The sequence below is a fragment of the Streptomyces sp. NPDC107765 genome, from assembly GCF_055657085.1.
In genome coordinates, this window is sequence record NZ_JBVKBL010000006.1 from 361,632 (window position 1) to 379,068 (window position 17,437).

Consider the following 17,437-nt stretch of genomic DNA (forward strand, 5'->3'; position numbering starts at 1 on the left):
CCGGTCGCCGGCCGCGCCAGGTCCGCTGCACAGCGTATCGCCATGGGGTAACGCCCTTCGGGGCCCGGCGGTGGCGTCGCGTGGGCCGACGTGAGCATCGTCACAACTGCCCTGCTGCAAGGGTGCGTTGTCCACTCCGGGCTAGGCGTTGCTGCATGACAGGGGCTGGAGTTGACGTGATCGCCCGTGGGGCGAGTGTGCGCGGTCCGAGAGGGCCGGTGTTCGAGGGCGTGGACCTGGACGTGCCGGCGGGCGGGCTGCTGGCCGTGCACGGGCCGGCAGGCAGCGGGCGTACGTCCCTGCTGCTCGCGCTCGCCGGGCGGATGCGCTTGTCCGGCGGGGCCATCCGGGTCGGCGGGTACGTACTGCCCGCGGAGGGCCGGCGGGTGCGCGCGGCCGTTGCCGTCGCCCGGGCCGCGCCCGCCGTCGCTCTCGAAGGACGGCTGCGGGTGAAGGAGGTGATGGCCGAACGGCGCCTCACCGGAGCAGGGGTGACCGAGCGGCGCATCCGCGAGGCGTTCGAGACCGTGGGCATCGCCCCGCGCGGGACGGAGCTGGTCGAGGACCTCGACCCGGTCGAGGCGCTGCTGCTGGCGACTGCGCTGGCCCTCGCCGAGCGTCCCGGCGCCCTCCTCGTCGACGACGTCGACGACGGCCTGCCGCCCGATGCGCACGGACGCGTGTGGCAGGCGCTGGACCAGGCCAGGAACAGCGGCCCCGGGTGCACCGTACTGGCCGGGTGCCTCCGCATGCCGCCGCCCACCCCCGGCCTCGTCGCGCTGGCACTTCCGCGGCGCAGCCGGGACCGCCTCCCTGCCGGGACGGCCGTCGCCCGAGAGGACACCGACATATGAAAGCCGTCAAGCTGGCACTGCTGGAACTCCGGCGCTTCCGCGGCCCGGTGCGCCGCCTGGTTCCCTTACTGCTGTGCCTGGTGCCGCTGCTGTACGGGGCCATGTACCTCTGGGCGAACTGGGACCCGTACGGCAAGACCGACCGCATGCCGGTGGCCGTCGTCAACCACGACCACCTGGCCCACGCCAAGCAGGGCCGCCGGGTGGACGCCGGTGATCAGCTGGTGCAACAGCTCAAGGCATCCGGCACCTTCGACTGGCATTTCGTCGGCCAGGACGAGGCGCGGGACGGGCTGGAGCACGGCCGCTACTTCTTCACCATCGACATCCCGTCCGACTTCAGCCGGAAGATCGCCACCGGCGCCGACACCCGGCCCCAACAGGCCGGCATCCGGATCGAACTCAACGATGCCAACAACTACATCGCCGGCATCATGACCGAAGTGGTGCAGACCAAGCTGCAGGACCAGATCAACTCCGCCACCCATGCCGCCTATGTACGCAGCATCTACGGTGAACTGTCGGACGTACGCGGCAAGTTGACCACCGCCTCCGACGGCGCACACCGGCTGGTAGGGGCCACCCGCGTGGCCCAGCAGGGCACCTCCACGATCTCCTCGGCCACCTCCACCCTGCACGACGGCGCCGGCGACGTCGCCTCAGGAGCACAGCAGATCGCCCGCGCCACCGGACAGATCGACGACCTCGCGGGCCGCCTGGACCAGGCCGCAGCCGACCGGCTGCCCGGCGCCGCCTCCGCCCTGGTCAGCACCGCCCGGCTGACCACCGACGGGCTGGACGCCGTGCACACCGCCACCACCGCCACCCGCAAAGGCACCTCCCGGGCCGTGGCCGATCTCACCGATCTCGCCGCTGCCCACCCGGAACTACGCGACGACCCCGTCTACCGCAGGGCCCTGAGCCACGCCCGCAGTCTGGACTCGACCGCCACCGCCCTCGACGGACGGGCCGCCGCCGCGGAGGACAACGCCCGCCGGGCCCTCCACCAAGCCGAACGCCTCCAGGACGACGTCGGCTCCCTCCGCCGCGACGTACTGGCCCTGCACACCCCGCTCCGCCTCGTCGACACCGGTGCGCACAGCGCGGCCGACGGCGCGCACGGTCTCGTCGAAGGGCTCGCCACCCTGGAAAAAGGCTCCGGTGCCCTGCACACCGCCGCCGAACAGGCGCACGGCGGCGCCTCGGACGTCTCCCGCACCGTGGACGACGGACTGCACAAGATCCCCCGCACCAGCCCCGACCAGGTCGCCCACGCCGCCGAAGTGCTCGGCACGCCCGTGCACATCGACCGGACGAACCTGCACCCGGCCGGGGTGTACGGACGAGGGCTCGCACCGTTCTTCTTCGGCATCGCCCTCTGGGTGTTCGGCCTCTTCGCCTACCTGCTGCTGCGCCCCCTCAACACCCGTGCCCTGGCCGGCCGGGTCGGCGCCTTCACCACCGCCGTCGCGGGATGGCTGCCGGCCGCACTGCTCGGCGCCGTGGGAGCGCTGGTGCTCTACGGGGTCGTCGACCTGACCCTCGGCCTGAACCCTGTCCACGGCTTCTGGACGCTCGCGCTCCTGGTCACCGCGGCGGGGGCGTTCGTGGCCGTCGACCACTGCCTGCGCACCGTGTTCGGGGTGCCCGGCGACGTCCTGTCGCTGGTCCTGCTCATCCTGCAGCTCACCGCCTCGGGCGGCCTCTATCCGCTGCCCACCGAACCGGCCTTCTTCCAGATGCTCAACCCATTGCTGCCGATGACCTACCTCGTCGACGGACTGCGCGTGACCGTCTCGGGCGGCCTCACCGGCAATCTGCTCCGGGACTTCGCGGTCCTCCTCGCCTGCACCGCCGCTTCCCTGGCCGTGACCGCCCTCTCCGTACGGCGGCAACGGATCTGGACGGTCGGACGCCTCCATCCGGACGTCGCTCTGTAGAAGGGAGCCGACCCTCAGTGATGCTGCTGGTGGGGGGCGGCAGGATCGCCGGTGGGCCGGTCGGCTTCGGTGGCGGCCCAGGCGGCGAGGAGCTGCGTCATCGGTGTCGCCCTGCCCGTCGACGGCGGCTACGTCGCCCGCTGACGGTCAGGCGGTCAGGCCGAGCGTGGTCAGACGGTCAGGGTCGGTGAGGATGTCGAGCCCGGCGATGCGGCCGTCCCGGATGGTGAACGACATGACGGACAGCGGCCGCCCCTCGGCGAAGGAGACAACCCCGGGTGTGCCGTTGACCAGCACCAGTCGCGCGTCCGCCGCGAAGCGGGCGAAGGTGATCGCCTGGGACGCCACATCGGCCGCCCCGCGCCGCAGGACGCTCGGGACGAGCGTGCCGCCGTCGGAGCGCGCGACCACCTCGGGATCGAGGACGGCCAGGAGCGCTTCGAAGTCGCCACCGCGGGAGGCGGTCAGGAAGGCGTTGACGACGTCGCGCTTGCGGGCGAGGTCCGTGTCTGCCGCCGGGGCGGCGCCCTGAACCCGGCGGCGGGCGCGGCTGGCCAGCTGGCGGGTGGAGACCGTGGTCCGGCCGAGGACGGGGGCGATGTCGTCGAAGGGAACGTCGAACATGTCGTGCAGGACGAAGGCGAGCCGCTCGGCCGGGGAGAGGGTCTCCAGCACGATCATGAGCGCGATGCCCACCGAGTCCGCGATCAGGATCTCCCGCTCGGGATCGACGCGGGCCGACGCGGTGACCACCGGGTCGGGCAGCCGCACCGATCCGTCCTGCTCGGGCAGCGGATCCTCGCGGCGCGAGGTACGCGAGCGCAGCATGTCCAGGCATATCCGCCCGACGACCGTGGTGAGCCAGGCCGCCAGGTTCCGCACCTCGCTCACGTCGGTGCGGCTGAGCTTGAACCACGCCTCCTGGACGGCGTCCTCCGCCTCGGCGAGCGATCCCAGCATCCGGTAGGCCACCGCGCGCAGCCCCGGCCGCTCCGCCTCGAAGCGGTCGGCCAGAAAAGAGATGTCGCTCACCTGTCATACCCCCGTGTCCGGATCCGTCGGTCCGGTGCAGACGCTAACGGATCACCAGGAGAGCATCAGAGGAATGCCGCGATCGGCAGCAGTGCCCGGATGACGAACCCCGCGCCGGTTCCCCGGTGCATGCCGCCCCGAGCGCCGGCGGGTGGCCGAGCGTCGCCGGGCGGTCGGATGGTCGGTGGCCGGCCCGGGATCCGTTGGGCAGGATGCCTGTGTGGCGAAGGCGTGGGCGTGTGAGGCATGTGGGGCGCGGCTTCCGGGGCGCTCGCGGTCCGGGGCGGACGGCAGCCAGCGAGGGGGCCGGCCGGCGCGGTACTGCTCCGGTGCCTGCCGCCAGCGCGCGTTCCGGGCGCGGGCGGCCGCAGCGTCTCGTGCTGCCCCACGCGCCGAACTGCCGGGCCGCGGACTCCCGGTCTCGCTCGACGCGTTCGTGGGCCGCGAACGGGAGTTGGCGCGCTTACGCACGCTGCTGCGGTCGTCGCGACTGCTGACGCTGACCGGGCCCGGCGGAGTGGGCAAGACACGGCTGGCGGTCGAGCTCGCGGGCGGTGTGCGCGCCGGACGCGCGGGCCGTGCCCAGTGGGTGGAGCTGGACGGGCTGCACGACGGTGAGCTGCTGCCGCAGACCGTGGCCGCCGCCCTCGGGGTACCGGAGCGGGCCGGCCGGGCGGGGAGGGAGGCGCTGGTCCACGCCCTGGAGAAGCGCAGCACCCTGCTCCTCCTCGACAACTGCGAGCATCTGGCCGAGCCCTGCGCGGCGTTGGCCGCAGCACTCCTCACCCGATGCCCCGGCCTGCGCATTCTCGCCACCAGCCGGGAGCCGCTGCGGGTGCCCGGCGAGGTGGTCTTCCGCGTCGGCGTCCTGTCGCTGCCGCCGGCCCCGGCAGGTGCCGGCGGGGACCCTCACGGAGACCAGGGCATCGACCCGCTCCTCCGGTCGGAGGCGGTCAGGCTCTTCCTGGAACGTGCCCGCACCTGCGATGCGGGGTTCGAGCCGACGCCCGGTGATGTCCGGACCGTGGCCGAGATCTGTCGGCGGCTGGACGGGCTGCCCCTGGCCATCGAACTCGCGGCGGGCCGTACGGCATCGCTCCGGCCGGCCGGAATCCTGCGCGGGCTGGACGATCAGCTGTCCCTCCTGACCGACGGCAGCAGAACGGGGCCGGGACGCCATCGCGAGCTGGGGGCCACGATCGACTGGAGCCATCGCCTGCTGGATCCGCTGGAAAGGACGGTCTTCCGGCGGCTGTCTGTGCTCGCGGGTGGGTTCGACGCGGAGAGCGCGGCCGCGGTCTGTGCGGATTGCGGTCCGGCCGATGACCGGGGCGAGGGAGGTCATGGTTGCGGCGACGGGCGGTGCGGCGTACGGCGGAGGCAGGTGTTGCCCGTGCTGTGCGCCCTGGAGGCCAAGTCCTTGATCGTGCGGATGCCCGGGGACCTGCCGGGGACGGCGAGGTTCCGGCAGCTCGCGGCGATCCGGGCGTACGGGATGGACCGGCTCGCCGAGGCCGGGGAGCTACCGGCCGTCTGGGACCGGGCGGTGGAACGGCTGGCCGGGCAGGCGGCCGACGGCGCCGCCGTGGTGTTCCCCGACGCCGCCGCCCTGCCGCTGGCCCGGGAACAGGAGAACCTCGCGGCAGCCGTGGCCCGTACCGCCGAGCGCAGCGACCCGCGGCACACCGCGCTCGCCCTCGCGTTGGCCCGACTCCACTACCAGCAGGAGCAGTTGACGGCCGCCCGTACGCTGCTGACCGAGGTGCTGGCACGGACCACGTACGGCTCCCCGGACCACGGTGCGGCGCTGGCGCTGGCCGCCCGCGCGGCCTGTCAGCAGGCCGACCGCGCGGCGGCGCTCACCTTCGCCCGGGAAGCGGTCGCCGTGGAACGCGCCGGCCCGCCGCACCCCGGCCGGCTGGCCAACGCCCTGGACGCCCTGGCGGCCGCGCACCTGTGCCGCGGTGCCCACCACGAGGCCGTCGCCGTCTTCGCCGAGTGCCTGGCGGTGGTCCGTACGCTGGACCGCCCCTTGGACATCGCCGTGTGCCGGCACCACCTCGCCTGGGCCCTGCTCCAGACGGGCGACACCGCGCAGGCGGCCGCGGTGATGGCGGAGTGCCTCGCCGTCCTGGAATCCGACGCTCCGCCGGGACAGGCAGCGGCTGCGCTGCACACCGCGGGCGCGATCCATATGGCGCAGGGGAACTGGGACGCCGCCGAGAGCAGGTTCGCCGAGGTGCTGGTGAAGGTACCGGACGGCGAGAGCCTGCACGCGCTCTATCCGGTGGAGGGCCTGGCCATCGTGGCGGCCGAACGCGGCACTCCCGAGCGGGCGTTACGGCTCTACGCCGCGGCCGACGCGGCGCGCCGACGCACCGACACCGAACCGGAAGCGAGCTGGCGGGGAAAGGTGGAGGCGGCCGCAGCCCGGGCCAGGGAGCGGCTCCACCCTGCACGGGCCGACGCGGCGGTGACGGCCGGCCGCCGCCTGCGCGGGGCCCGGCTGCTGTCCTACGCCGCACGAGGCAACGCCTCAGCCGACTGCTCGGTGAAGCACGCCGAGCACACCGACACCAGGCACCGGACCTCGACCGAAGGGATCACACCTTCCGCCCAACTACCGCTCACCGCCCGCGAACTGACGGTCTCACAGCTGGTCGCCGAGGGATTGACCAACCAGCAGATCGCCACACAACTGGGCCTGGCCAAGAGCACGGTCGCCAGTCATCTCGACCGGGTCCGGGACAAGCTGGGCGTCCGGTCCCGTACGCAGATCGCCGTCCGGGTGACCGGACGGGCGGATGGTGCCGGCCCCGGGGACGAGCCGGTGTAGCTCCGTCCTGATCCGCCGGACCGGCCCTTGGCCTCCCCCTGGGGTTTCGTCACGTACGTAACCGGCCGGTCGTTCGACGGATGTGCGCGGTCGCCCTGACCACGGAGGCTGGCCTGAGCCGGGGGAGTACCTCATCGTCCCCGGTGCTGTCCCCCACGCCACCATCCCGCAAAGGAGACGCGATGCGGTACGCCGACGAGACCGGCCCGGACGGTGCTGCACCAGGAACACAGCGCAGTTCACGCAGGTCCTTCATCAGGTCGACCTCCGTCGGAGTGACGGCAGTGGCGCTCGGTGCGAGCGTGACCGCCGCTGCCGGCCCTCCGGCCCAGGCAGCAGAGGAGGCCGCCCCGGGGGCCCGGCCCGGCACCCGTCGGCTCGCCGTCACCCCGGCCTGCTCGGGCCACGAAACACCGGCGTCCATCGAGGGCCCGCTGTTCAAGCCCAACTCCCCCGAGCGCGGCGATCTGATCACGCCGGCGATCCAGGGCGTACGGCTCGACCTCAGCGGCGTCGTGTACGACACGTCCTGCAAGCCCCTGCCCGAAACGCTCATCGAGTTCTGGCAGTGCGACCAAAACGGTGACTACGACACCTCGGGCTTCTCCCTGCGCGGCCACCAGTACACCGACAGCAGGGGCGCCTACCGACTCCGCACCATCATTCCCCGGGACTACTGGGGCCGTTGGGGTCGACGGGCTCCCCACATCCACACCCAGGTCCAGACCTCCGGCGGCCCGGTGCTCATCACCCAGCTGTACTTCCCCGACAACACCCAGGCGTACGGCAGGGACTTCGCCGCGCTCAACGCCGCCGACCGACTCCTCAACCGCGCATGCACGATCCGCCTCACCGGCCCGGAGGACGACCGCTACACCGGCGCCTTCGACTTCGTCATCACGACCACGGTCTAGGCACCCTCCCACCCCCATCCGGACAAGGAATGCGTATGCCCTCGCACAGCTCCTTCCCCCGGCGGCGATCCGTCCGGGTCTCCCTGCTGGCCGCCCTCGCCACCACCGTCGTCACCGGGAGCCTGGTCCTGGCCGGCCAGAGCGGTGATCCGACCGCTCCGGCCGCAGCCACCGCTCCCGCGGCATCCCTCGCCCCCGCCCCGCACACGGGGCAGTGGCAGGCAACCCCGGTGCCCGTCAAGAAGGGCGATCTGACCGCCGTCGCCGCCCTGAGCGACAAGCAGGCCTGGGCCGTCGGCTACCGGCTCAAGAGCGACACCTCGCTGGAGGCGATCGCACTGCGCTGGGACGGTACCTCGTGGACCCAGGAATCCACCCTCCCCGACAACAGCTTCCCGCAAGCGCTCGCCGTCCGCTCGGCCACCGACATCTGGGCGGTGGGCAGCGCCTCGGCACATTGGGACGGCGCCAAGTGGACCGCGTACCAGCTGGCCGACGACCCCTCCGGCCATGTCGTCCCGGACGCCGTGACAACCACCTCCGACGGGAAGGTGTGGACGGTGGGCCGGGCCATGGGCCGCTCGATCAAGGACGGCGTCCCGGCCATCCAGTCCTGGGACGGCAATGCCTGGCACCGGCAGCCCGTGCCCGATGTCGGCAAGGGGGAACTCAGCGGCATCACGGCGGTCGCGCCCGACGACATCTGGGCCGTGGGAGCCGCCTACGCCCCCGATGAGAAGTCCCAGCAGTCGGCGCTGCTGCTGCACTTCGACGGCACCAGTTGGCGGCGTGTCACGGCGCCCGGCCCGCACACCACCCACAACTGGCTCGGCGCGATCACTGCCCTCTCGGCGAAAGACATCTGGGCGGTGGGCGGGACCACCACCGGCAGTACGGAGCGGCCGCTCGCCGTGCACTGGAACGGCAGCACCTGGACCACGGCCAAGACACCGGACGTGGCCGACGGCCGGCTCCGCGCCGTGGGCAAGACCGGCAACGGCGATCTGTGGGCCCTCGGCGGCAAGGGGGCAGCCCCCGTCGCCCTGCACTGGAACGCCCAGCGCGACCAGTGGGAGAAGACCCCTGCCCCGGACCTCGTCCTCCGCAGCTCCACCACCGTGCCGAACAGCGCCGACCTGTGGGCCACCGGAATCTCCCCCCACGGCGACCTCATCCCGACGATCACCCGCCTCACGAACTGATCGCCGTCAGGCCGGCGCACAAGCAGGGTTCTCCCTGCCCGAGGAGGCCCCGGGCAGGCTTCAGCCGAAGCGGAAAAATGACTCAACTCCGCTCACAGCAAAACGGATTGGGTTCCTCCATCGGGTCGATCCGCTGTTGACCAGCGGGTATGGTCCCCGCTCGCCTCCACCGCACCCGGCAGCCGCCACCGCACTCGTAAAGAAATTCGATCATGGCGCGATCCTTCGGTGTTAGCTTGTGCCCGAGCAGTCGGATGACTGCCGCTTTATACCCATGGAGGCTGATATGGAAGAGCAGAACGAGCTGTCGACCGTGGAGCCGTACGCCGCCCCGATGCTGGTCGAGGTCGGTGAGTTCAACGAGGACACGCTGGGCTTCATCGGCTGGGGCAAGGACATCTTCGGCCACTACGGCGGCTGACCGATCGTCACTGGCTGATCGACAGCCGGCTGACCGACAACGGCTGGTTCGACAGCTGACTTTCAGGAGTAGGCACAGATGACCGGTGCTGGGTTCGTGGTCCTGCCGGATGCGGCGTCCGCGGTGGAGGTTCGTGCGCAGGTGCCCTGGTCGGCGCCCCAGGTAATCTCGCACGCCTCCGGGCGTCCGTGGCTGGTGGGCACGTGGCTGCCTGACGCGGTTCAGGTGGCCACGGCGGGCCCGGTACGGGTGGCGGTGATCGGGATCTGCCCGGTCACCGCCACGCGGTTGTCCGAACTCACCGCCCGCATCCGCACCCTCGCCGACATCGACGCCCTGGCCGCAGCCCTCCCGGGCTCGTGCCACGTCATCGCCTCGGTCGACGGACAGGTCCGCGTACAAGGCAGCATCACCGGACTGCACCGGATCTTCCACACCCACGTCAACGGGCTGCCCGTCGCCGCCGACCGCGCCGATGTGCTGGCGGCGATGACCGGCGCCGGCATCGACGAACGCGCCCTGGCCGTACGCCTGGCCTGCGGCGGACTCGTTCCCCCGCCGCTGAGTGAGGCACCTCTGTGGACAGGCATCCACCCACTGCCGCCGGACCACTACCTGGTGCTCCAGGACAAGCAGGGCAGGCAACCCCGGCAGGTCCGCTGGTGGCAGCCCCCCACCCCCGAACTCCCGCTCGCCGCCGGCGCAACAGCCCTGCGCGAAGTGCTGGAGACCGCCCTGGCCGGCCGTGAGCCCTCCGAGGGCCGGCTGAGCAGCGACCTGTCCGGCGGCATGGACTCCACCTCCCTGTGCTTCCTCGCCGCCCGCACCCACCCCGGTCTGCTGACGTTCCGCTGGGGCGAGGCCGAGGCAGGCAACGACGACGCCGCCTTCGCCGCCCACTCCATCGACCACCTCGACCAGGCCGAGCACCTCGTCATACCCCCGGCCGACCTCCCGGCGCTCTTCACCGACCCGGCCACCCCGACCGACAGCGAAGAGCCCTACCCCTTCGTCCGCACCGCCGCGCGCACCCGTCACACCGCCCGGTTGCTCGCCGACCGCGGAGCGCACCGCCACCTGGCCGGACACGGCGGCGACGAGTTGTTCACCCCCTTCCCCGGCTACCTGCACCCCCTGCTGCGGCGCCGCCCGGTCACCGCGCTGAGGCACGTCCGTGGCTACGCGGCCCTGAAGCGCTGGCCGTTGCTGCACACCCTGGCCGCCCTGACCCGCCCCGGCAGCCAGGCATCGTGGTGGCGCACCCAGGCCGACCACCTCACCGACCCGCCGTTGCGCAAGCGCCGCCCCAGCCTGGGCTGGGGCCTGTGGCCGCTGCGCGCCCCGGCCTGGGTCACCTCCGAGGCCATCGAGACCGCCCGCGCAAGCCTTCACCACACCGCAGCCCGCGCACAGCCGCTCTCCACCGACCTCGGTCAGCACCAGACCCTGCTCGCCGTGCGTACCGCCGCCCCTTGGTACCGGCTGCTGGCCCGCCCGTTCGCCGACGCCGGCGTCCAGCTCGACTCGCCGTTCTTCGACGACCGCGTCATCGAGGCCGTGCTACGGGTCCGCACCCACGAACACGCCGGCCCCTGGCACTACAAACCCCTGCTCGCCCAGGCAATGCGCGGCATCGTCCCCGACACCGTGCTGGGCCGGTCCACCAAGGGGGAGTTCAGCGACGAGGCCAACACCGGCCTGCGCCGCAATCTCCCCGCCCTGCTGGAACTGTTCGACGATTCGGCCCTGGCCGCCCACGGCCTGATCGACCCGGCCGTACTGCGCACCCAACTGCTCGCCCCCCAGGCGACCAACGCCATGAACATCGCCCTGGAACCCCTCATCGGCTGCGAAACGTGGCTGCGCGCAGCCAACCGACCCACGCCCGTCCCCGTCCCGCCCACTCCTGCCCGAAGGACGACCGACGCCCATGAACCTGCACCCTGACGTGGTCTGCACCGACACCGACGACGGCACCGTGCTGCTCAACCAACGCACCGGCCGCTACTGGCAACTCAACACCACCGGCGCCCACGTCCTGCGCCAACTCCTGGCAGGCCACACCCCGCACGACATCGCCGCCGACCTCGCTGCCCGGCACCACATCGACACCGCCCGCGCCGAGCAGGACGTCACCGCGGTTCTCACCCAGCTGCGCACCGCGGACCTGGTGGCCGCGTGAGTCTGCCCGTCGCCCTGTCCGAACGGCCCCGCCTGCCCCTGCACCGCCGCCCGATACCCCTCCTGGCCGTCGCCGCTGCCCGCCTGCTGGCGAAGACCAAACCGGCTCGTCTGCGCCGGATCCTGGAGTTCGCCCGCCGCGGCGCCCACCCCGCCACCGCCGACCAGGCCCTGGCCGCCCGCGAAGCGGTCGTCTCGGTCAGCCTGCGCTGCGCCGGCCAGGGCTGCCTGCAACGCTCCATCGCCACCGCCCTGCTCTGCCGCTTGCGCGGTGCCTGGCCCACCTGGTGCACCGGCGTGCGCACCCACCCCTTCGCCGCCCACGCCTGGGTCGAGGCCGAAGGCCACCCCATAGGCGAGCCGCACCCCAAGGGCCACTTCAAACCGCTGATCGCCATCCCACCCCTGTCGCCGTCAGGGGAGTAACTCCGGCAGGGGAGCAACTGAGCGAAGGCACCGAGGATGCCCCCGCCTCATCGGGTCCGGTGGGCGTTGAGCCGGGCGGCCTGGCGCGTCAGGTGGTTGCGCTCGGCGAGGTTGGGTGCCTGGTGGGCCGCCTCGGCGTACAGCCGGGCCGCCGTCGCCAGGTCGCCGTCGCGCTCGTGGAGGTACGCCGCCACGGCGGTGTGGCGGGGAATGGGGTGTCCCCTGCTCGAAGAGCTTGGGGAGGAGTCGTCCAGCTCCGCGAGCGCCGCCAGCCCGGCGCGTGGTCCGTCGGCCTCGCCGACGGCCACCGCGCGGTTGAGCCGGACGACCGGGCTGTCGGTCAGGCGCGTGAGCTCGTCGTACCACTCGACGATCTGCACCCAGTCGGTCTCCTCGGCGGTGGGCGCGTCGGCGTGGAGGGCTGCGATGGCGGCCTGGGCCTGGAACTCGCCCAGCCGGTCGCGGGCGAGGGCGGTCTGCAGGATCGTGATGCCCTCGGCGATCGACCGTGTGTCCCACCGGCCGCGGTCCTGCTCGGCGAGCGGCACCAGACTGCCGTCGGGTGCGGTCCGGGCGGCGCGGCGGGCGTGGTGGAGGAGCATGAGGGCGAGCAGCCCCGCCACCTCGGGGTGGTCGACCTGCGCCGCGAGTTGCCGGGTGAGCCGGATGGCCTCGACGGCGAGGTCGACGTCGCCGGAGTAGCCCTCGTTGAAGACCAGGTAGAGGACGCGCAGCACCGTGGCGACATCGCCGGGCCGGTCGAGGCGCACGCCGGCCACGGTGCGCTTGGCCCGGCTGATGCGCTGCGCCATGGTCGCCTCGGGCACCAGATAGGCCTGGGCGATCTGGCGGGTGGTGAGCCCGCCGACGGCGCGCAGCGTGAGCGCGACCGCGGACGACGGCGTCAGCGACGGGTGGGCGCACAGGAAGTAGAGCTGGAGCGTGTCGTCCACGGAGGGTGCGGGCCCGGGCGGCGGTTCCTCGTCCACCAGGTCCTCACGCCGGCGGCGGGCGGTGTCCGAGCGGGCCTGGTCGAGGAACTTGCGCCAGGCCACGGTGACCAGCCAGCCCTTCGGGTCCCGTGGCTCGTCGGCCGGCCAGACGCGGACCGCCTCGACGAGCGCTTCCTGCACGGCGTCCTCGGCCGCCGCGAAGTCGGCTCCGCGGCGGACGAGGACGGCGAGCACGCTCGGCGTGAGGCTCCGGAGCAGGGCCTCGTTCATCGGGCACACCGGAGACATAGGAGGCACCGGGGGCACTCGATGGACACCTGAGACATCTGAGACACCTGAGACACCTGAGAGGTCACTCCGTGATGGTGGGCGGGGCGGCCAGGAACGGGCGCACTTCGAGCCACTCGTGGATCGGCTTCCCGCCCGCCCCCGGGGCGGCCGACAGCTCCCCGGCCAGCTCGACGGCGCGCTCATGGCTGTCGACGTCGATCACCATCCAGCCGGCGATGAGGTCCTTGGTCTCGGCGAACGGGCCGTCGGTGACCGGCGGGCGCCCCGCACCGTCGTACCGGACCCACGACCCCTCGGGGGCGAGCGCCTGACCGTCGACGAACTCCCCGGTCTTCTCCAGCCGGGCCGCGAAGTCCTGCATGTACTGCATGTGCGCCGAGACCTCCTCGGGCGTCCACTGGTCCATGGGCACGTCGTTGACCGGAGCCGGAGCGCCGCGGTAGTGCTTGAGCAGCAAGTACTTGGCCATCGTGATTCTCCTCGGTGCTGGTGCGACCCATTGTGGTCGCGTTCACCCCGGGGACGGAGCCAGTCACGGGTTCTCGACATCGCCGTCCGAAAATTTTTGACCCTGGTGGACGACCGCCCTCCACGACCGTCCTCCCGGCCGCTCAGTGGGAGAGCGGATCAGCCTCCTGATGTGCGGTCTTCCCGACGACTCGATCATGGCCGCCCGCGTCCTCGACCGGGGCTGCCGCTGGGTGCGACGCCGCGGGACCGGCCTCCGATGTCACAGACTGCCGGGCTGTCTTGTCTTGAGTAGCGAAGACAGACGCTCATGGCAGGAAGGTGATGATCATGCGGGTGTTCGTGGCAGGCGGGACCGGGGTCCTGGGGCGGCGGCTGGTGCCGCAGCTCCTGGCCCGTGGCCACCAGGTGACGGCCACGACCACGAGTGCGGCCAAGCTGGGCCGGCTGGCGCAGCTGGGCGCGGACGGTGTGGTGATGGACGGGTTGGACGCGGCGTCGGTGGGCGAGGCGGTCGCCACGGCACGGCCGGAGGTGCTCGTGCACCAGATGACCGCGATCTCCGTGGCGCACGCCGGCAAGCCCGATATCAAGCGTCCGGGCCAGCGACCTGGACTGGACGATCGTGCGCCCGAACGGTCTGTTCCACCTGCCGTCGGTCACCGACTACACCCTTGTCGAGGGCCACGCCGACGGCAGGTTCACCGCCCGTGGGGACCTGGCTGCCAGCATGCTCGCCCTGCTGGCCGACGACCGCCATGTGCGTACCACTGTCAGCGTCATCACCACGGTCGACAACCCTGCCTTGCTCCATTGGATCCGGCGCGAAGCACTCTCCAAGAGCTGAGCGGACGCGGGCTGTTGGATTCGCTGCCGCTGCTGCCGCCGCTGCATCTGTCTCCGTCCCGCAGCCGTTGGAATTCGGGGCGGGGGAACGGGCGCCCATCTTCGCCTCGTCCGCGTCCAGTTAGCACCTGATCCACATCTTTCCCCTGAAGCGATGACATGCGCAGGCCGTCGGTATATGGTTCGGCCACTGTCACCCAGGGTGTTGCTCTGGCCAACGGTTGACCGGTGGCTGGACGCTGCAGTGCCCCGGGTGCTGTGCCCTACCCCCCTCATAGCTCTGCCCGCGTGCACCGGCCCCGGTCGTACCTGACCGGGGTCGGGCGCGCCGCAGAAAGGCATGCCCATGTCCCGAATACGGGTCACCAGACCCGCCGCTCTGACCGCACTGGCAGGCGTTGGAGCCTGTCTGGCAGTCGTCGTCGTGCCGTCCGCCTTCGCGGGCACGACCACCCCGGCCGGCAGCAGCTGCACCATCCGCCCCGCGGCGAAGAAGTCCGAGGCACCGCTCAGCTGTCTCGGCGTCACCGCTTCTCTCGACCACCTGCCTGCTGTCGGCGAGCAGGCCACTCTCACCGTGAACGTCCAGGCACAGGCCGAGGTCAAGCACGCCGGACTGGCCGTCCAACTGCCGCCCTCGCTCCGGATGACCGGCGAGGAATCCGGCCTCGCCGCACCCACAACGGACACCTTCGGCCAGCGCACCAGTCAGACGCTCGCCCTCACCCCCGGCACCCGTGCCCTCAAGCTCAAGGTCAAGGCCGTCGCCGCCGGACCCGCCCAGATCCAGGCGGACATCAGCGACATCGACCGCCCCGACCCGCGCCGCGCCGGGCACGACTCGTTGGAACTCACCGTCGGCAAGGCCAAGGGCTCCTCCGACAAGGGCGTCTCGATCACCAAGGCCGACGCGGCCCCGGCCCACAGCCGCGCGCCCCGTGCCCGCAAGGCACGCCCGGTCGCGCCCAAGGCCGCGGCCCCCGCTCCCGTCTCCGGCCGTGCGCCGGCCGCCTCGGCCCCGGCCGCCCCGCGCGGCGCCGCAGCGGCCACGTCCAACGCCCAGGTCTGCGTCTACGGCACCTTCCGCAACCGCTTCCAGTCCGCCGAGGGCGGCAGTTGGAACGGCAAGGCCAACCGGGACGAGCCGGTCAGCAACGTCAACATCACCCTGTGGGGCAAGCCGACCGCCAACAGCGGCACGCAGAAGCTCGCCACGGGGATGACCGGCAACGGCGACGGCAAGTTCAACCTCTGCTACACCCCGAGCACCTCCGTCACCTCCCAGGCATGGGTGGAGTTCCAGACACAGGCCGGCCGCATGTGGTCGGTGGTCGACGGCAACGGCCGCCTCTACTCCACCGCCACGTACTCGCTGAACAACATCTCGCGCAGTACCAGCCTGGGCAACGTGTACGCCAACGACGGACAGAGCCGTGCCTGGCACGCCCTCGACACCCTCAACAAGCTGTGGTGGAACCGCGGTGCCACGACCAACTGCTGGACGAGCAGCCAGCAGGACGGCCACTGCACCCCGATCACCGTCCAGTGGTACCCCGGGTCCACCGACGGCACGTACTGGACCACCAACGAAGACAAGATCCACCTTGCGGACAACGACCCCGACTCCGAGCACACCACCATCCACGAGGCGGGCCACGCCCTGATGGGCAAGCTCTACAAGAACTGGTGGCCGAACGTGAGCAACTGCTCGCCGCACTACGTCAATCGCACCTCCTCCACCAGTTGCGGCTGGACCGAGGGCTTCGCCAACGCGGTGGCGTTCCACACCTTCAACGACACCACGTACTACTGGGGCAACGGCAGCTCCATGAACCTTGCCAATGACCGCTCCACGAACGGCATCGACCCGGGCGACGCCTGCGAGGCCCGCGTTGCCACCGCGCTGGTCGACCTGTGGTCCCAGGTCGACGGCGGCTGGACGAAGAGCAACACCATGATGACCAAGACCTGGCAGTCCAGCTTCCGCGAGTACTTCCTCACCGACCGGCCCGACTACGGCCTGGACAGCGGCTCGACGGCCCGGAACATCCTCTACCGCCACACCATCCAGTACTGACCAGTCCGACCGGTACCGACCAGTACTGAGCCTGACTGCTGTCAGCTGAATGACCCGTGGACCCACGGATCCATGGACCGGGCCGAACAGTCGGCCCGGTCCATGCGCGTGTGCCCACTGAAGTACCTCATGGTGCGGGGGAGAGGGGCGGTGCCAGGCCCAGACACTTCGGTCTCCCACCCTCGCATCGGCCTGGCGTACGGTCCCTCCTTCCGCCGTACGGCGGAGGCGCACCGGCCTGTGGTGCGATGCGGTGGTAAGGGCGCGGGCGGCACCGTGGTGAACGGCCGGGAATCGCCCGGCCGGCGGACCCGATGAGGGTCCGTCCACGCCACTTCCGTTGGAGGAAGCCATGCTCCGCACCCGCACCCGCCGCCCTGTCCTCATCGCCACCACGGCCCTCCTCGTCGGCGCGGCGACCGCACTGACCCTGGGCACCTCGGGCGCGGCCACCGCGGTCGAAGCCGCCGTCGGAGCCCCCGCCGTGACCGGGCACCATGCCGCCCGCCACATCGTCGACGAACCGCTGCTCAAGGGGTCGGCCAAGCTCAAGCGCCAGCCGGGCGACAACGTCCACTTCACCATTGACGCCCACGGATTCGCCGACAAGGCACGCGGCACCTTCTACGTGAGCCACCACGTCGGCAAGCAGTGGGGCGGCTACTTCAAGGGCCGCATCGACTGCCTGGTGACCGGCGGCCCGGTCGCCGTCGCCACCGGCATCGTGTCCGAGTCGCACTTCCAGGACGCACCGGGCATGCCGAAGATCGGCAACCTCAAGGGCAAGCGGTTCGGCTTCACCGTGCTGGACGACGGCAAGAAGGACCGGCTGGGCTACAGCTGGGCGATGGACGGCCTGCCCAAGAACAGCGTCGGCAAGTGCCTGGGCTCCGCCCCCTTCGAGACCCTGGAGAAGGGGGACTACACGGTTCACCACTGGATGCCGCCGCGCAAGCCCGCCAAGCACTGAAAGTGACGCGCCGTACCGTCCATCGA

Annotated in this window: 15 protein-coding genes and 1 pseudogene; 13 read left to right on the top strand and 3 right to left on the bottom strand. The window is 71.7% G+C overall.

The genetic code is table 11. From position 1 onward, the window contains the following. The first annotated feature begins 176 nt into the window (after window positions 1–176). Together ACZ7MX_RS17970 and ACZ7MX_RS17975 are read left to right on the top strand one after the other, a co-directional pair. Entirely contained in the window at window positions 177–854 is a 678-nt protein-coding gene (locus ACZ7MX_RS17970; RefSeq protein WP_472133123.1) for an ATP-binding cassette domain-containing protein, read from the top strand. After that, window positions 851–2,794 carry a YhgE/Pip family protein gene (locus tag ACZ7MX_RS17975; protein WP_472133125.1) on the top strand — a complete coding sequence of 648 codons (1,944 nt, stop codon included), beginning with the start codon at window positions 851–853 and terminating at the stop codon, window positions 2,792–2,794. Before ACZ7MX_RS17970 ends, ACZ7MX_RS17975 begins: the two co-directional genes overlap by 4 nt. 147 nt (window positions 2,795–2,941) lie before the next feature. Here ACZ7MX_RS17975 and ACZ7MX_RS17980 read toward each other — a convergent pair whose 3' ends face one another. Continuing rightward, window positions 2,942–3,826, bottom strand: a complete 885-nt coding sequence (locus ACZ7MX_RS17980; RefSeq protein ID WP_472133127.1) for a sigma-70 family RNA polymerase sigma factor — start codon at window positions 3,824–3,826, stop codon at window positions 2,942–2,944. A gap of 436 nt (window positions 3,827–4,262) precedes the next feature. On the opposite strand from ACZ7MX_RS17980, the gene ACZ7MX_RS17985 reads away from it, so the two are divergent. From ACZ7MX_RS17985 to ACZ7MX_RS18015, 7 genes are all read left to right on the top strand, one after another. Beyond that, window positions 4,263–6,662, top strand: a complete 2,400-nt coding sequence (locus tag ACZ7MX_RS17985; RefSeq protein ID WP_472133129.1) for an ATP-binding protein — start codon at window positions 4,263–4,265, stop codon at window positions 6,660–6,662. A gap of 182 nt (window positions 6,663–6,844) precedes the next feature. After that, window positions 6,845–7,576 (top strand): dioxygenase family protein, encoded by a 732-nt coding sequence (locus ACZ7MX_RS17990; RefSeq protein ID WP_472133131.1) that lies wholly within the window; start codon window positions 6,845–6,847, stop codon window positions 7,574–7,576. A 35-nt stretch (window positions 7,577–7,611) separates the two neighbouring features. Beyond that, window positions 7,612–8,778, top strand: coding sequence for a hypothetical protein (locus tag ACZ7MX_RS17995; RefSeq protein WP_472133133.1), 1,167 nt, complete (start codon window positions 7,612–7,614; stop codon window positions 8,776–8,778). Between the two features lie 286 nt (window positions 8,779–9,064). Continuing rightward, window positions 9,065–9,199: a lasso RiPP family leader peptide-containing protein gene (locus ACZ7MX_RS18000; RefSeq protein WP_018090024.1), complete on the top strand. Its 135-nt coding sequence runs from the start codon at window positions 9,065–9,067 to the stop codon at window positions 9,197–9,199. A gap of 78 nt (window positions 9,200–9,277) precedes the next feature. Further along, window positions 9,278–11,146, top strand: a complete 1,869-nt coding sequence (locus ACZ7MX_RS18005; RefSeq protein ID WP_472133135.1) for a lasso peptide isopeptide bond-forming cyclase — start codon at window positions 9,278–9,280, stop codon at window positions 11,144–11,146. Further along, entirely contained in the window at window positions 11,130–11,381 is a 252-nt protein-coding gene (locus ACZ7MX_RS18010) for a lasso peptide biosynthesis PqqD family chaperone (RefSeq protein ID WP_472133137.1), read from the top strand. Before ACZ7MX_RS18005 ends, ACZ7MX_RS18010 begins: the two co-directional genes overlap by 17 nt. Continuing rightward, window positions 11,378–11,806 carry a lasso peptide biosynthesis B2 protein gene (locus ACZ7MX_RS18015; protein WP_472133139.1) on the top strand — a complete coding sequence of 143 codons (429 nt, stop codon included), beginning with the start codon at window positions 11,378–11,380 and terminating at the stop codon, window positions 11,804–11,806. The genes ACZ7MX_RS18010 and ACZ7MX_RS18015 overlap by 4 nt, the downstream gene beginning before the upstream one ends. A gap of 47 nt (window positions 11,807–11,853) precedes the next feature. On the opposite strand, the gene ACZ7MX_RS18020 is transcribed toward ACZ7MX_RS18015, so the two are convergent. Together ACZ7MX_RS18020 and ACZ7MX_RS18025 are read right to left on the bottom strand one after the other, a co-directional pair. After that, window positions 11,854–13,029, bottom strand: coding sequence for an RNA polymerase sigma factor (locus tag ACZ7MX_RS18020; RefSeq protein WP_472133141.1), 1,176 nt, complete (start codon window positions 13,027–13,029; stop codon window positions 11,854–11,856). Between the two features lie 82 nt (window positions 13,030–13,111). Then, entirely contained in the window at window positions 13,112–13,519 is a 408-nt protein-coding gene (locus tag ACZ7MX_RS18025) for a YciI family protein (protein WP_201806450.1), read from the bottom strand. A 329-nt stretch (window positions 13,520–13,848) separates the two neighbouring features. Between ACZ7MX_RS18025 and ACZ7MX_RS18030 the strand changes: the two are divergent. The 4 genes and pseudogenes from ACZ7MX_RS18030 to ACZ7MX_RS18045 all read left to right on the top strand — a co-directional run. Next, window positions 13,849–14,061: pseudogene (locus tag ACZ7MX_RS18030) on the top strand (NAD(P)H-binding protein); the annotation flags it as partial. An 82-nt stretch (window positions 14,062–14,143) separates the two neighbouring features. Beyond that, complete coding sequence (locus ACZ7MX_RS18035) at window positions 14,144–14,365, top strand: hypothetical protein (RefSeq protein ID WP_472133143.1); 222 nt, start codon at window positions 14,144–14,146, stop codon at window positions 14,363–14,365. Window positions 14,366–14,710: 345 nt separating this feature from the next. Then, window positions 14,711–16,441: a mycolysin gene (locus ACZ7MX_RS18040; protein WP_472133145.1), complete on the top strand. Its 1,731-nt coding sequence runs from the start codon at window positions 14,711–14,713 to the stop codon at window positions 16,439–16,441. Between the two features lie 352 nt (window positions 16,442–16,793). After that, window positions 16,794–17,411 (top strand): hypothetical protein, encoded by a 618-nt coding sequence (locus ACZ7MX_RS18045; RefSeq protein ID WP_472133147.1) that lies wholly within the window; start codon window positions 16,794–16,796, stop codon window positions 17,409–17,411. Window positions 17,412–17,437: the final 26 nt, after the last annotated feature.

What these genes read in the sequence shown, in the direction of transcription:
- ACZ7MX_RS17975 (WP_472133125.1), top strand. Translation starts at nt 851, where the DNA reads ATGAAAGCCGTCAAGCTGGCACTGCTGGAACTCCGGCGCTTCCGCGGC.
- ACZ7MX_RS17990 (WP_472133131.1), top strand. Translation starts at nt 6,845, where the DNA reads ATGCGGTACGCCGACGAGACCGGCCCGGACGGTGCTGCACCAGGAACA.
- ACZ7MX_RS17995 (WP_472133133.1), top strand. Translation starts at nt 7,612, where the DNA reads ATGCCCTCGCACAGCTCCTTCCCCCGGCGGCGATCCGTCCGGGTCTCC.
- ACZ7MX_RS18000 (WP_018090024.1), top strand. Translation starts at nt 9,065, where the DNA reads ATGGAAGAGCAGAACGAGCTGTCGACCGTGGAGCCGTACGCCGCCCCG.
- ACZ7MX_RS18005 (WP_472133135.1), top strand. Translation starts at nt 9,278, where the DNA reads ATGACCGGTGCTGGGTTCGTGGTCCTGCCGGATGCGGCGTCCGCGGTG.
- ACZ7MX_RS18010 (WP_472133137.1), top strand. Translation starts at nt 11,130, where the DNA reads ATGAACCTGCACCCTGACGTGGTCTGCACCGACACCGACGACGGCACC.
- ACZ7MX_RS18020 (WP_472133141.1), bottom strand. Translation starts at nt 13,029, where the DNA reads ATGAACGAGGCCCTGCTCCGGAGCCTCACGCCGAGCGTGCTCGCCGTC.
- ACZ7MX_RS18025 (WP_201806450.1), bottom strand. Translation starts at nt 13,519, where the DNA reads ATGGCCAAGTACTTGCTGCTCAAGCACTACCGCGGCGCTCCGGCTCCG.
- ACZ7MX_RS18040 (WP_472133145.1), top strand. Translation starts at nt 14,711, where the DNA reads ATGTCCCGAATACGGGTCACCAGACCCGCCGCTCTGACCGCACTGGCA.
- ACZ7MX_RS18045 (WP_472133147.1), top strand. Translation starts at nt 16,794, where the DNA reads ATGCTCCGCACCCGCACCCGCCGCCCTGTCCTCATCGCCACCACGGCC.